A 13,171-nucleotide genomic window follows, 5' to 3' on the forward strand; every position below is an offset into this window, starting at 1 on the left:
TCACGTGATGATCCACTAATAACTTGACCTTTTTTACAATAAGCTATAGCTTGTGAAGTTGATGAAAATAAAACACTCAAAAAATGTTAAATATTTCACAACTTTTACTGAATAATTATACATAAAGCTATAAAGATGACGCATAGTTAGTCATCGATATCAACGTAAGCAGTGTTGATATATCTGTCGGGATGACGGATAAGCAAAGGGAGAATTGCAATGGCTCTTTATGATCCAAGTCTTGAGAAAGACAACTGTGGATTTGGCTTGATCGCGCATATGGAAGGCGAACAAAGCCACAAGCTGGTACGTACAGCAATTTCTGCACTTGACCGCATGACTCACCGTGGTGGTATCGCCGCCGATGGTAAAACTGGTGATGGTTGTGGTCTTCTATTACAAAAGCCCGATTCCTATTTACGTCTTATTGCCGAAGAAAATGGTTTCAACCTTGGCAAGCAATACGCCGTAGGGATGATTTTCTTCAACCAAGATCCAGTCAAAGCTCAACTCGCTAAAGACATCGTCAACAAAGAACTGGCGCAAGAGACGCTAACTGTGGCTGGTTGGCGTGAAGTACCAACTAATTCAGAAGTACTCGGTCCAATTGCGGCCAACTCGCTTCCAAATATTCAGCAAGTCTTTGTCTCTGCACCGGCAGGTTGGCGCGAACGCGACATTGAACGTCGTCTCTACATCGCACGCCGTCGCATCGAGAAACAAATCACCGAAGATCCGGATTTCTACATCTGTAGCTTATCGACTCAAGTTTTGGTGTACAAAGGCCTATGCATGCCTGCGGACTTACCGCGCTTTTATCTTGATCTTGCCGATCTACGTATGGAATCTGCTATCTGTCTGTTCCACCAGCGTTTTTCTACCAACACTCAACCGCGTTGGCCATTAGCTCAACCGTTCCGCTACCTTGCTCATAATGGTGAGATCAATACCATTGAAGGTAACCGACAATGGGCACGCGCTCGTGCTTACAAGTTCTCGTCACCACTGCTGCCTGACCTACAAACTGCAGCACCGTTTGTGAACGAGACAGGCTCAGACTCGTCTAGCCTAGATAATATGCTAGATCTCTTTTTAGCTGGCGGCATGGATATCTTCCGTGCCATGCGTATGCTTGTGCCGCCAGCATGGCAAAACCACCCTGACATGGATCCGGATTTGCGTGCGTTTTACGATTTCAACTCCAAACACATGGAACCATGGGATGGCCCAGCAGGTATCGTACTGTCCGATGGTCGTTATGCTGCTTGTAACCTAGACCGAAACGGTCTACGTCCTGCGCGTTATGTAATTACCAAAGACAAGTTGATCACTCTGGCGTCTGAGGTAGGGATTTGGAATTACGCCCCAGATGAAGTTGCCAAAAAAGGTCGTGTAGGTCCGGGGGAATTGCTCGTCATCGACACTCGTAAAGGTAAGCTTTGGCAATCTAGCGAGATCGATAATGACCTGAAATCTCGTCACCCTTATCGCGAATGGATGGAGAACAACGTTCGCAAACTAACACCGTTCTCTCAGCTGCCTGAAGATCAAGTAGGTGAGCGCAGCTTTGATGAAGACTTGCTTAAGACTTATCAAAAGCAGTTTGCTATGAGCAATGAAGAAGTCGATCAAGTATTGCGTGTCCTCGGTGATATGGGGCAAGAAGCCGTCGGTTCGATGGGTGATGACACCCCGATGGCGGTTCTTTCTTCGAAAGAGCGCTTGGTGACTGATTACTTCCGTCAGAAGTTCGCGCAGGTCACCAACCCACCAATCGATCCACTGCGTGAGAAACACGTCATGTCGCTGGCGACCAGCATCGGTCAGGAAATGAATGTCTTCTGTGAAACCGATGGCCACGCGCATCGTGTAACCTTTGATTCTCCAGTACTGCTCTATTCTGACATGCAGCAACTACTAGAGCTGAGTGACGATCATTACCGTAATACCATTCTCGATATCAACTACGACCCACAACAAAAAGATCTTAAACAAGCCATTAATGATCTGTGTGAGCAAGCAGAGCAAGTCGTTCGTGAAGGCACGGTTTTAGTGGTGCTTTCGGACAGAGCCTTGGTCAAAGGTAAGTTACCAATTCCGGCAGCAATGGCAGTCGGCGCCGTTCAAACTCGTCTGATTGACGCGAACTTACGTTGCGATGCCAACATTGTTGTCGAAACCGCAACAGCCCGTGATCCACACCAATTTGCCGTCTTACTTGGTTTTGGTGCCACTGCGGTTTACCCATACCTTGCTTATGAAGCGTTAGGTAAACTGATTGATGATAAAGCACTAGAGAAAGACTACCGCGATGTGATGCAAAACTACCAATACGGCATCAACAAAGGCCTGTACAAGATCATGTCGAAAATGGGGATCTCAACCATCGCCTCTTACCGCTGCTCACAACTGTTTGAAGCAGTTGGCTTGAGCCAAAATGTGGTCGATCTGTGTTTTAAAGGCGTCACAACTCGAATTGAAGGCGCGAATTTTGACGACTTCCAGCAAGATCTTACAAACTTATCTCGTAAAGCATGGGCGAAACGCAAATCGATTGATCATGGCGGCTTGTTAAAGTACGTCCATGGAGGTGAGTATCATGCTTACAACCCGGATGTCGTCGGCACGCTGCAACAGGCCGTTAAATCTGGCGAAAGTAACGACTATCAGAGCTTTGCTAAGCAGGTAAACCAACGCCCTGTTGCCATGCTGCGTGACTTAATGTCGCTGAAAAAATCAGACTCACCGCTGCCACTTGAGCAAATAGAACCACGCACTGAACTGTTCAAACGCTTTGACTCAGCGGCAATGTCCATTGGCGCACTTAGCCCAGAAGCGCATGAAGCACTTGCAACGGCGATGAACCGTCTTGGTGGTTACTCTAACTCGGGTGAAGGCGGTGAAGATCCTCGCCGTTTCGGTACTGAGCGTAACTCACGTATCAAACAGATTGCTTCTGGCCGATTTGGTGTAACGCCGCATTACCTGACTAATGCGGATGTACTGCAAATCAAGGTGGCACAAGGTGCGAAACCGGGTGAAGGTGGACAGCTACCAGGACACAAAGTCACCGCAGAAATCGCAAAACTGCGTTATTCGGTACAAGGCGTGACTCTGATCTCCCCTCCTCCGCATCACGATATCTATTCGATTGAAGATTTGGCCCAGCTGATCTTCGACCTTAAACAAGTCAACCCGAATGCGCTGGTTTCGGTAAAACTCGTCTCCGAGCCAGGTGTCGGCACCATCGCAACGGGTGTAGCCAAGGCTTACGCTGATCTTATTACCATTTCGGGTTACGACGGTGGTACCGCAGCAAGCCCATTAACTTCGGTAAAATACGCTGGTAGCCCTTGGGAGTTGGGGTTGGCAGAGACACAACAAGCTCTGGTTGCTAATGGTCTGCGTCATAAGATCCGCCTACAGGTAGACGGTGGTCTAAAGACTGGTTTAGACGTAGTTAAAGCCGCAATTTTAGGTGCAGAAAGCTTCGGTTTTGGTACTGCGCCAATGGTCGCTATGGGTTGTAAGTTCCTACGAATTTGTCACCTCAACAACTGTGCAACTGGGGTTGCGACTCAAGACGAGACACTGCGTAAAGAATACTTCAAAGGTCTACCAGAAATGGTGATGAATTACTTCGTCGGCCTGGCAGACGAAGTGCGCGGATTACTCGCCGAACTTGGCGTTGAAAAGCTGACGGACTTGATTGGTCGTACCGATTTACTTGAGGCAGTAGAGGGATTTACAGCGAAACAGACCAAGCTGGATCTATCCAATATTCTAGAAGCTCCAGTATCACCTGAGGGTCATCCGCTATTTTGGACAGAGCCAAACAAACCGTTTGATAAAGCTGAGCTCAACCAAAAGATCATTGATGATGCCATGCATGCGGTCGAAAACGGTCAATCGGCAAGTTTCTTCTACAATGTCATCAACACTGATCGTTCTGTTGGTGCACGCTTATCTGGCGAAATAGCAAAACGCTATGGCAACCAAGGATTGGCGGCTTCCCCTATCAAAATCTATCTTGACGGCACCGCAGGTCAGTCCTTTGGTGTTTGGAACGCAGGTGGTGTAGAGCTTTACCTCACGGGCGATGCGAACGACTACGTGGGCAAAGGCATGGCGGGTGGTAAAGTGGTTATCAAACCTCACCTTGGCACCGCATTTAAATGCAATGAAGCAACTATCATTGGTAACACCTGCCTGTACGGCGCGACCGGCGGTAAACTATTTGCAGCCGGTAAAGCAGGTGAGCGTTTCGGCGTACGAAACTCAGGTACGATAGCCGTCATTGAAGGTGCTGGCGATAACGCTTGTGAGTACATGACTGGCGGTATTGTTGCCATTCTTGGTGCGACAGGTGTGAACTTTGGCGCGGGTATGACTGGAGGCTTTGCCTATGTTCTGGATGAGAACCAAAGCTTTGAAGGTCGAGTTAATACTGAGTCTGTCGAAGCCATCTCATTGTCCGATCTTTACATCCACCAAGAACATTTGCGTGGCCTAATTGCGGAACACCTTGAAGAAACAGGGTCGAGTCATGCAGAAAATATTTTGGCGAACTTTGATGAATGGATTCCAAAGTTCTATTTGGTGAAACCACAAGCGGCAGATCTTCGCACGCTACTTGGTCACCAGAGCCGCAGTGCCGCAGAGCTGCGTGTTCAAGCACAGTAATCATGGAGGATGTTTGAATCATGAGCCAGAACGTTTATCAATTTATCGATGTGCAGCGTGTAGATCCTGCGAAAAAGCCTATAAAAGTTCGTAAGATCGAGTTCGTTGAAATCTATGAACCGTTCACTAAACAACAGGCGACTGCACAAGCGGATCGCTGCTTAGATTGTGGCAACCCATATTGTGAATGGAAATGCCCAGTCCACAACTACATCCCTCAATGGTTAAAACTTGCCAATGAAGGTCGTATTCTTGAAGCGGTTGAACTATCGCATCAAACCAATAGCCTACCGGAAGTATGTGGGCGCGTTTGTCCTCAAGACCGCCTATGTGAAGGTTCATGCACGCTTAATGATGACTTTGGTGCCGTCACCATCGGTAACATAGAAAAGTACATTACCGACAAAGCGTTTGAAATGGGCTGGAAGCCAGATATGTCCAAGGTGGAGTGGACCGATAAAAAGGTTGCAATCATTGGAGCTGGCCCAGCTGGCTTGGCTGCAGCGGATATCCTAGTGCGCAATGGCGTTAAGCCAGTCGTGTTTGACCGCTACCCTGAAATTGGAGGCCTTCTGACCTTCGGCATTCCTTCCTTCAAGCTTGAAAAAGGCGTGATGGAAAACCGCCGCCGTGTGTTCACTGAAATGGGCGTCGAGTTCCGCATGAACATGGAAGTAGGCAAAGATGTCCAAATGCAAGAGCTGCTTGATGAATACGATGCTGTTTTCTTGGGCGTTGGCACCTATAAATACATGCGTGCAGGTCTAGATAATGAAGATGCGCCGGGTGTGTATGACGCGCTGCCATTTTTAGTTTCGAACACCTACAAAGTCATGGATCTTGAGAGTAACCAACCCTTTATCGATATGGCAGGAAAGAAAGTCGTCGTACTGGGTGGTGGTGATACCGCAATGGACTGCGTTCGTACCTCAATTCGCCAAGGTGCCTCCAACGTAGTTTGTGCTTATCGTCGTGATGAGGCCAACATGCCAGGCTCTCGTCGCGAGGTAAAAAACGCAAAGGAAGAAGGCGTGAAGTTCATGTTCAACCTTCAGCCTTTGGGAGTGGAAGTGGATGCGTCAGGCAAAGTATCGGGGGTCAAAGTGGTGAAAACCGCACTTGGTGAACCTGATGAAGCAGGTCGCCGACGTCCAGAGCCCGTTGAAGGCAGCGAGCACGTTCTACCAGCAGACGTTGTTATCATGGCGTTTGGTTTCCAGCCGCACAAAATGGACTGGTTAGCACCGTTTGATGTCGATTTGGATCAATGGGGTCGTATCAAAGCCCCTGCTAAGCAAGAGTTCCAATTCCAGACCAGCAATGAAAAGATCTTCGCGGGTGGCGATGCGGTACGAGGTTCTGATCTTGTCGTAACCGCTATTGATGAAGGACGAAAAGCGGCAGAAGGCATTCTCGATTACCTCGAAGTTTAATCTCAGCTAACCTCACAAAAAGGGTCCTGTTATTGGATCCTTTTTCTTTTGTATCCATATAATTAGAAACAAAATTATAAGAGTAAATATAATGAAAAAAGCCGCTCTCCTTTCCATTACTTTGCTCGGCTTAACCGCTTGTAGCCAAGGAGTCACAACCATGACGGATCGTTCTCAATCACCTTGTGGTGACAAACCAAACTGCGTCTCCACCCAAGACACGCGAGAAAAATACAACCTAACGCCATTTATCTTAGTTGATTCAGCGAACATCGACGCTATTGAGCAAGTTGCGCTTGAACTGCCAGGCGCGAAAACCGCGGTGAAAGAAAGCAACTACCTTCGTATCGAGTGCACATCTAAAATCATGCGCTTCGTGGATGACCTCGAACTAAAAATAGCAGGAGACCAACTGATTGTGCGCTCGGAATCTCGTGTGGGCTACTCTGACTTTGGCGTAAACAGAAAGCGCGCCGATCAATTACGAGAAAAGCTCACTCAAGCGAAGCTCATCAAATAGAAAACTGCCAACGGGGAGTGCTATACTCTCGGCCAACTAAAATATTTACTTAAAGAGAGTGTTATGAAAGTTGGTATCATCGGTGCGATGGAACAAGAAGTGACCATCCTGAAGCAAGCAATTACAAACTGCAAAACTGTAAATAAAGCAGGCTGTACGTTTTTCTCTGGTCAAATTAACGATGTTGAAGTCGTCGTACTACAATCGGGCATCGGTAAAGTTGCAGCGGCAGTGGGCACGACAATCCTTCTTGATGAATACCAACCAGACGTTGTGATTAACACAGGCTCTGCTGGCGGTTTCGATTCAAGCTTAAACCTTGGCGATGTAGTCATCTCTACAGAAGTTCGTCATCATGATGCAGACGTAACCGCTTTTGGTTATGAGATTGGCCAAATGGCCGGTCAACCAGCTGCATTCAAAGCGGATGACAAGCTAATGGACTTAGCCGAAAAAGCCCTAGCACAAATGGAAAACACTCATGCGGTTCGCGGCCTAATTTGCACTGGCGATGCGTTTGTTTGTACTGCTGAGCGTCAAGAGTTTATTCGTAAACACTTCCCGTCAGTTATCGCTGTAGAAATGGAAGCATCTGCTATCGCTCAAACTTGTCACCAATTCAACACACCGTTTGTTGTTGTGCGTGCAATCTCTGATGTCGCTGATAAAGAATCACCAATGAGCTTTGATGAGTTCCTGCCTCTAGCAGCAAAAAGCTCTTCCGAAATGGTATTCAAAATGCTGGAACTCATTAAGTAAACGACTCATTCATGGAAGAAGTTTTTCAGTCATTTTATGCCAACGGTGCGCTCCTCATTATGTGGGGTGCACTGATCTTGCACCTTTTAGTGCCAATCCCCCATTCAGCGCACCCCATCACTTTATGGCGAAAGCTAGCAGAGCAGCTAGCTAACAAAGTGAACAATAATCACAATTACTCACAGAGTGTAATCTCAGGCAGTCTTGCATTAGGCTTGATGCTGTTTCCTTGCTTGATATTACTGATTGCAGTAAAGCCATTTGTTTGGCAAATCCCTTTATATGAACTGGTTCTATTGATCATTGCGCTAGACTGGCGCAACAGCGAAACGTTAACGAAACAGCTCGTCACAAGTATCTCTTCGGAAGACAAAGCCCAATGTCGAGCATTACTGCAACCATATCTTAATCGCGACACTGGTAACCTCTCGATCGTTGGCATAGGTAAAGCTGGCTCAGAAACACTGATTATGGGATACAGCCGCAACGTGATCGGTGTGCTATTTTGGTACGCACTAACAGGTGGCATTGGTGCGTTAATGTATCGACTCACAACAGAATTAGCGCGAGTGTGGTCCCCTAGCCGACGCCTATATTTGCCCTTTGGTAAACCTGTGATTCAACTGGTTGCTACTCTGGATATTATTCCACTTCGTCTCTTTGCCATACTTTTAGCTGCCGGAAAGAATACAAGTAATGTGCTCTCTGGAATACAACAGCAAGCGAAGTCTTGGCCCTTACCAGGACCTAGCTGGGTGTTATGTACTATCGGACACAAACTACAACTGTCTTTATGCGGCCCTGCTATCTATCAAGGTGTGCGTGCAGAGCGCGCAAAAATCGGTGGGCGCATTGCGCCATCGGCTATTCACCTTTCACAAATACATACGCTGCTCGTTTGGCGCGTCCTGGCTTGGATCGCAATCCAAAGTTTGCTTTTAGGAATAATTTATCAAGGATTATGATGAATAAATTATGCTTCGCATTAACGCTGTTTGTTTCGACAGCGACCTTCGCTCAACCCGCTCAACGCATTATAAGTTTAGCTCCACATGCCACCGAAATTGCCTTTGCAGCAGGGCTAGGAGAGCAGCTTGTTGCTGTCAGCGAAATGAGCGATTATCCAGAACAGGCAAAGCAGCTAGAAAGAGTCTCAAATTATCAAGGAATTAAATTAGAGCGCATTATTGCTCTTCAGCCGGACTTAGTGATTGCTTGGCCAGCCGGAAACCCCGCTAAAGAGTTGGAGAAAATTAAACAGTTCGGTATTCCTATCTATTACTCCACTACAGGTTCATTAGAAGATATCGCCAATAATATCGAGCAACTCAGCCAATACAGCGAAACTCCACAAGTAGGAAAAAAAGCCGCTGAAGATTTTAGAACGCAGCTGAGTACACTAAAAGAACAGTACAACTCGAACGAGAAAGTTAGTTACTTTTATCAGTTGAGTGAAAAGCCTATCATCACTGTCGCCGGAAAGAACTGGCCAAGTGAAGTCTTTACTTTTTGCGGTGGTGAGAACATTTTCGCCGCATCTAGCGCGCCTTATCCTCAAGTTAGCATCGAGCAAGTCATTACTCGCCAGCCAGAGGTTATTTTTACTTCTCGTCACGCAATGAGTAACGATGGTATGTGGGCTGAGTGGAGTAATGAGCTTCTTGCTCTTAAAAACAAACACATCTGGTCCCTAAACTCTGATTGGATTAACCGTCCGACACCACGCACATTGAACGCGATCAAGGAAGTGTGTGAGCACTTTAAAAGCGTTCGTCAAAAACGCTAACGATTTCGTGGCAAATACCGTACAATTTCCGCCCATTTTTTCTCACACTATTTAAAGGTACTAAGTAACATGGACTCCATGCTGCTTTATATGATCGATTTGTTCGGTACCGCTGTTTTCGCTATCTCTGGCGTATTACTGGCGGGCCGTTTAAAAATGGATCCATTCGGCGTTATCGTGCTCGGCAGTGTGACTGCTATAGGTGGCGGAACAATCCGAGACATGGCGCTTGGTGCCACTCCCGTATTTTGGATAACAGATACGACTTACTTATGGGTGATATTTGTTACGTGTCTACTAACCATGCTTGTTATTCGAAGACCCAAGCGACTCTCATGGTGGGTATTACCCGTTTGTGATGCCATCGGTCTCGCTGTGTTTGTGGGAATAGGAGTAGAAAAGGCACTCGCCTACAATGCATCTGGGATGGTCGCGGTGATAATGGGGGTTATTACTGGCTGTGGCGGTGGCATTATACGAGACGTGCTGGCTCGCGAAGTTCCTATGGTATTAAGAAGTGAAGTCTATGCTACGGCATGTATTATTGGCGGCATCTTCCATACGATGGCGGTAAACATGGGTTATGACCACTCAACGGCTTTACTCGCTGGTGTAATCTCAACGCTCATTATACGTCTCGGTGCGATTCGTTGGCATCTATCCCTGCCAACTTTCGCCATTAACCGTTAAACACCAACAACATCACTCACCATGGAGTCGACCAAGTGTCGGCTCCTCTCATTTATGCTCATTTGATTCGCCAATTCTTGGGCAATTCGCTAAATTATCTCAACCATTCCTAACTTTCATTAATCATTATGTTGCTTGAAGGTATTGAAACGTTACTTGTCCTCAGTAAAGAAAAAACCATGAGCCGCACAGGCAGTCAACTCTATATTAGTCAATCTGCCGTGAGTAAACGTATTTCAAATCTAGAGAAGAAGTTAGGAAAAAAATTGATAGAGCCGAATGGTCGGCACATAAAGCTGACCTCCGATGGCCTTGCCCTCATAAACACAATAGAACCCACGTTCAATGAGTTAAGAGGAAAAATCCACGATCAACAACAAATAGAAGATACTTCTTTAATCAAAATGGACTGCTCTGAAACCTTAGTGGCGGGATACCTCAGCATGATCATGGCAGAACACTTTGCCCATGATCAGTACATACGAATATCGACCAATCATACGCCACGCATTATTGAGAATGTGAAATCAGGCAAAGCAACATTGGGATTTTGCGCTGGCTATCTACCACCTCATCATGGATTAATGAGCCTTCACCTCGCCGATGAACCTTTCTCAATTGTCAGTCGACATTCACTTTCACAACTACCTAAAGCTATTTTGACCAATGACTTAACTAACCCTGCCAACACATATCAACAAGCTATTTTATCCAAACACGGAATCGAACCTTTGATGGAAATGGATTCGTATACTGCGGCAGCACAACTGGCTTTGGGAGGTGTGGCTCCCGCTTTAATCCCTAAATCTATCCTAACGACACTTAATATCACATCTAAGTTCTGCTATGACTTTGAAGAGCTAGATCAGTTAGTTCGACCAATACATATCTGCTTACGTCACAGCACATATCGTAGCGAACGAGTTAAAGCACTGACAGAATCCATTGCTGATGTTGTTGCCAAAGAAGTTTCGTTGCCATAAGCATCGACATCACTATAACTAGAGGACGAATCCATTTTTGTCCTTTACTTACCACGACCTTCGCTCCTAACTGAGCACCAAGAAAACCGCCAACAGCCATGGTTAAGCCAAGCTTCCACACGGGCAACCCAGCGAAGATAAAAAAGAGTAGTGCCGCAATGTTTGACGTGAAATTGAGAATTTTGGTTCTAGCAGTGGCTTCGACCAAAGAAAAGTGACCTAGTGCAACAAAACAAACAGTAAAAATAGATCCAGTCCCAGGGCCAAAAAAGCCATCATAGAAACCGATTCCGCCACCAATGCATAGCGCAAACATCGCTTCAGATAACTTTGGTTCTCCATCGATTTTTCGCGTACTTGGCGCGAGTAAAAAATAGAGGGAAATGGCTATCAAAAGAACAGGGATCAAACTGGTGAGTACGCTAGCATCAATAAACTGCACAGCCTCGGCACCGATTGCAGCGCCTATAAAAGTGCAGAGTATCGCAAAACGCATTTCCTTTAAGCTGACAATACCGTTACGCACGAAATACCAGCTAGCAGAGAAACTGCCAAACGAACTTTGTAACTTATTGGTTGCTAGAGCTTGAGTCGGACTCAACCCCGCAGCCAAAAGCGCAGGGAGCGTAATGAGCCCCCCCCCACCAGCCATCGCATCAATAAAGCCTGCGGCAGTCGCAACCAAAAATAAGGCCAACAAAATCTCAACCGTGATTTCCACTACACTTCCTTTTTGAAGAGGTATCAAAGAGGAAGAAACGGTAGCACTTATTCACAAAACTACCAATGGAAAGTCAAGACACCAATCTATTCCTAATTTTCATCAGTCAATAAATCTAGAGAATGATACATTAAAAATATCAATTACATCCAAATATAGAGCCTCACCTCAAGAGCCTCTTAATATTTTGATAGAAAAAGAAAATGCTGTCTTAATAGGAAATATTTAATCTGATAAAAAACGAAAATAATGGAAGCCTTACTAACTCGACCATCAATAAAAGAGCAGCAATTACGCTTAAAAATCGAACAGATAGTGAATGTTAATCAGCTATTCAGCGTTATTGACTCTAAACCAGAGACTAGCGGTGCGGGTGTAATTTATATTGATAACAAATTCACCGTTGTACGCTTAAGAGACTTTAAATCCACATGCCATATCAATCCTACCTTTATCATTCTACGAGAACCGATAAAATTACAATCATCTCAAGAATTTGCAAAAAAAATAAAACAGGAAGAGTCAAAATCAAGATTCAATCAAGAGCTTCTATCAGCGAGCATTAGCTGTATTGGTGCAGCGATTGGCTGGATTGGGGTAGTTGGTTCGGGGCTAACAATACCAGTAAGTGGTCCTGTGGGCGTAACTATGTCCTATATCTCACACGCCGCTACTGTTGCTGCCACAGCTCAATGTGCTATTGGAGTAGCAAGAACCCGTATAGTATCTAAATCACCAGACAAATTATCGGATATAGACAGTAATGAGTGGTATCAAAATACAACTAAAGCTTTAGATTACATCTCCTTAGCTGGAGCGGGCGCTAGTGGATATCAAACGATAAAAATGGTTCAATCTCTTAAGCAAACCACTAAGAAAGGCGTTCCCGAGATTCTAAAAGGCTTAAACAGACAAGAAAGAACAAGATTAACTAAAGAAATCATCCGTAAAAACCTTCCGAGCATTTCGAATAAAGCTCGTAAACAGCTAATGTTGTCAGGAGAAATTCCTAAGAGGTATTCACAAGCAACAATATCCGCATCCATTTCTCATCAGCTTCTAGATGCAATTGGAGGCTCAATTAGCATAGTAGGAAGCGGTTATTCGGGAGAGTTAAGAAATCTTGCAATTGGAATCTATGAGGAATTGAAAGTTGAATACTAAATCAATTAGCATAGCAAACATCTCACTAAGTATATGTTTATACTTGGCATTGACTATTGGTCTGGCTATTAGCTTGAGCATTTGGAATGACTGGTTTTCTTTCACTCAACACATTGCTCTAGATACTTACCTTCTTACATTGGGAGCTATTACGGTTGTTGTTGTATGCATTCCAAACATTCTGACAATAAGCAAAGGATTAAGTATTGCTGCAAAAATAAACTTACTTACTATCTCTTTTATCATTCTCACTTGCAGCATTAATTTTGTTGCAGCAAGTGGTAGTACTATTTCTTCATCTTTGGGTACATTGCTTGCCATCATTAGCTTAATGATCTTCAAAAGCGAAGCATACCAATCGTTCCTAGCACACTTTAATGCTCTTCATTTTAGAAAAACCTCGATATAAAAAAGCCCGCTCAAATGAGCGGG

Annotated in this window: 11 protein-coding genes; 10 read left to right on the forward strand and 1 reads right to left on the reverse strand. The window is 45.3% G+C overall.

The annotated features are described in order from the left end of the window. Positions 1-219 precede the first annotated feature (219 nt). The 8 genes from gltB (at position 220) to R7P36_RS18145 (ending at position 10,854) form a co-directional block, all read left to right on the forward strand. Positions 220-4,683 (forward strand): glutamate synthase large subunit, encoded by a 4,464-nt coding sequence (gene gltB / locus R7P36_RS18110; RefSeq protein ID WP_213899727.1) that lies wholly within the window; start codon positions 220-222, stop codon positions 4,681-4,683. 20 nt (positions 4,684-4,703) lie between these two features. Then, the gene (locus R7P36_RS18115; protein WP_005381833.1) at positions 4,704-6,116 is read left to right on the forward strand and encodes an FAD-dependent oxidoreductase; all 1,413 of its coding nucleotides are present in this window, start codon (positions 4,704-4,706) and stop codon (positions 6,114-6,116) included. A 91-nt stretch (positions 6,117-6,207) separates the two neighbouring features. Continuing rightward, positions 6,208-6,636, forward strand: a complete 429-nt coding sequence (locus tag R7P36_RS18120) for a DUF1499 domain-containing protein (RefSeq protein ID WP_025768418.1) — start codon at positions 6,208-6,210, stop codon at positions 6,634-6,636. 63 nt (positions 6,637-6,699) lie between these two features. Beyond that, complete coding sequence (mtnN, locus tag R7P36_RS18125; RefSeq protein ID WP_005381837.1) at positions 6,700-7,395, forward strand: 5'-methylthioadenosine/S-adenosylhomocysteine nucleosidase; 696 nt, start codon at positions 6,700-6,702, stop codon at positions 7,393-7,395. An 11-nt stretch (positions 7,396-7,406) separates the two neighbouring features. Next, positions 7,407-8,360: a cobalamin biosynthesis family protein gene (locus tag R7P36_RS18130; protein ID WP_213899726.1), complete on the forward strand. Its 954-nt coding sequence runs from the start codon at positions 7,407-7,409 to the stop codon at positions 8,358-8,360. Next, positions 8,360-9,181 carry a vitamin B12 ABC transporter substrate-binding protein BtuF gene (gene btuF, locus R7P36_RS18135; protein WP_005381841.1) on the forward strand — a complete coding sequence of 274 codons (822 nt, stop codon included), beginning with the start codon at positions 8,360-8,362 and terminating at the stop codon, positions 9,179-9,181. Before R7P36_RS18130 ends, btuF begins: the two co-directional genes overlap by 1 nt. 69 nt (positions 9,182-9,250) lie before the next feature. Next, the gene (locus R7P36_RS18140; protein WP_005387377.1) at positions 9,251-9,871 is read left to right on the forward strand and encodes a TRIC cation channel family protein; all 621 of its coding nucleotides are present in this window, start codon (positions 9,251-9,253) and stop codon (positions 9,869-9,871) included. A gap of 128 nt (positions 9,872-9,999) precedes the next feature. After that, positions 10,000-10,854 (forward strand): LysR family transcriptional regulator, encoded by an 855-nt coding sequence (locus tag R7P36_RS18145; protein WP_005381845.1) that lies wholly within the window; start codon positions 10,000-10,002, stop codon positions 10,852-10,854. Here R7P36_RS18145 and R7P36_RS18150 read toward each other — a convergent pair. After that, positions 10,796-11,575, reverse strand: coding sequence for a TSUP family transporter (locus R7P36_RS18150; RefSeq protein ID WP_005381847.1), 780 nt, complete (start codon positions 11,573-11,575; stop codon positions 10,796-10,798). The two genes, R7P36_RS18145 and R7P36_RS18150, sit on opposite strands and share 59 nt — an antisense overlap. Before the next feature lie 249 nt (positions 11,576-11,824). Here R7P36_RS18150 and R7P36_RS18155 point away from each other — a divergent pair, with 249 nt between their 5' ends. Then, a complete protein-coding gene (locus R7P36_RS18155; protein ID WP_213899725.1) occupies positions 11,825-12,739 on the forward strand; it encodes a hypothetical protein in 915 nt (304 codons plus the stop codon). Next, positions 12,729-13,148: a hypothetical protein gene (locus tag R7P36_RS18160; RefSeq protein ID WP_169644219.1), complete on the forward strand. Its 420-nt coding sequence runs from the start codon at positions 12,729-12,731 to the stop codon at positions 13,146-13,148. The genes R7P36_RS18155 and R7P36_RS18160 overlap by 11 nt, the downstream gene beginning before the upstream one ends. Positions 13,149-13,171 lie beyond the last annotated feature (23 nt).

This window comes from Vibrio sp. 397 (genome assembly GCF_033339395.1).
GTDB lineage: Bacteria > Pseudomonadota > Gammaproteobacteria > Enterobacterales > Vibrionaceae > Vibrio > Vibrio alginolyticus.

Excerpts from the sequence above, each read along its gene's own strand:
- gltB (WP_213899727.1), top strand. The coding sequence starts at position 220 with ATGGCTCTTTATGATCCAAGTCTTGAGAAAGACAACTGTGGATTTGGC.
- R7P36_RS18115 (WP_005381833.1), top strand. The coding sequence starts at position 4,704 with ATGAGCCAGAACGTTTATCAATTTATCGATGTGCAGCGTGTAGATCCT.
- R7P36_RS18120 (WP_025768418.1), top strand. The coding sequence starts at position 6,208 with ATGAAAAAAGCCGCTCTCCTTTCCATTACTTTGCTCGGCTTAACCGCT.
- mtnN (WP_005381837.1), top strand. The coding sequence starts at position 6,700 with ATGAAAGTTGGTATCATCGGTGCGATGGAACAAGAAGTGACCATCCTG.
- R7P36_RS18130 (WP_213899726.1), top strand. The coding sequence starts at position 7,407 with ATGGAAGAAGTTTTTCAGTCATTTTATGCCAACGGTGCGCTCCTCATT.
- btuF (WP_005381841.1), top strand. The coding sequence starts at position 8,360 with ATGAATAAATTATGCTTCGCATTAACGCTGTTTGTTTCGACAGCGACC.
- R7P36_RS18140 (WP_005387377.1), top strand. The coding sequence starts at position 9,251 with ATGGACTCCATGCTGCTTTATATGATCGATTTGTTCGGTACCGCTGTT.
- R7P36_RS18145 (WP_005381845.1), top strand. The coding sequence starts at position 10,000 with ATGTTGCTTGAAGGTATTGAAACGTTACTTGTCCTCAGTAAAGAAAAA.
- R7P36_RS18155 (WP_213899725.1), top strand. The coding sequence starts at position 11,825 with ATGGAAGCCTTACTAACTCGACCATCAATAAAAGAGCAGCAATTACGC.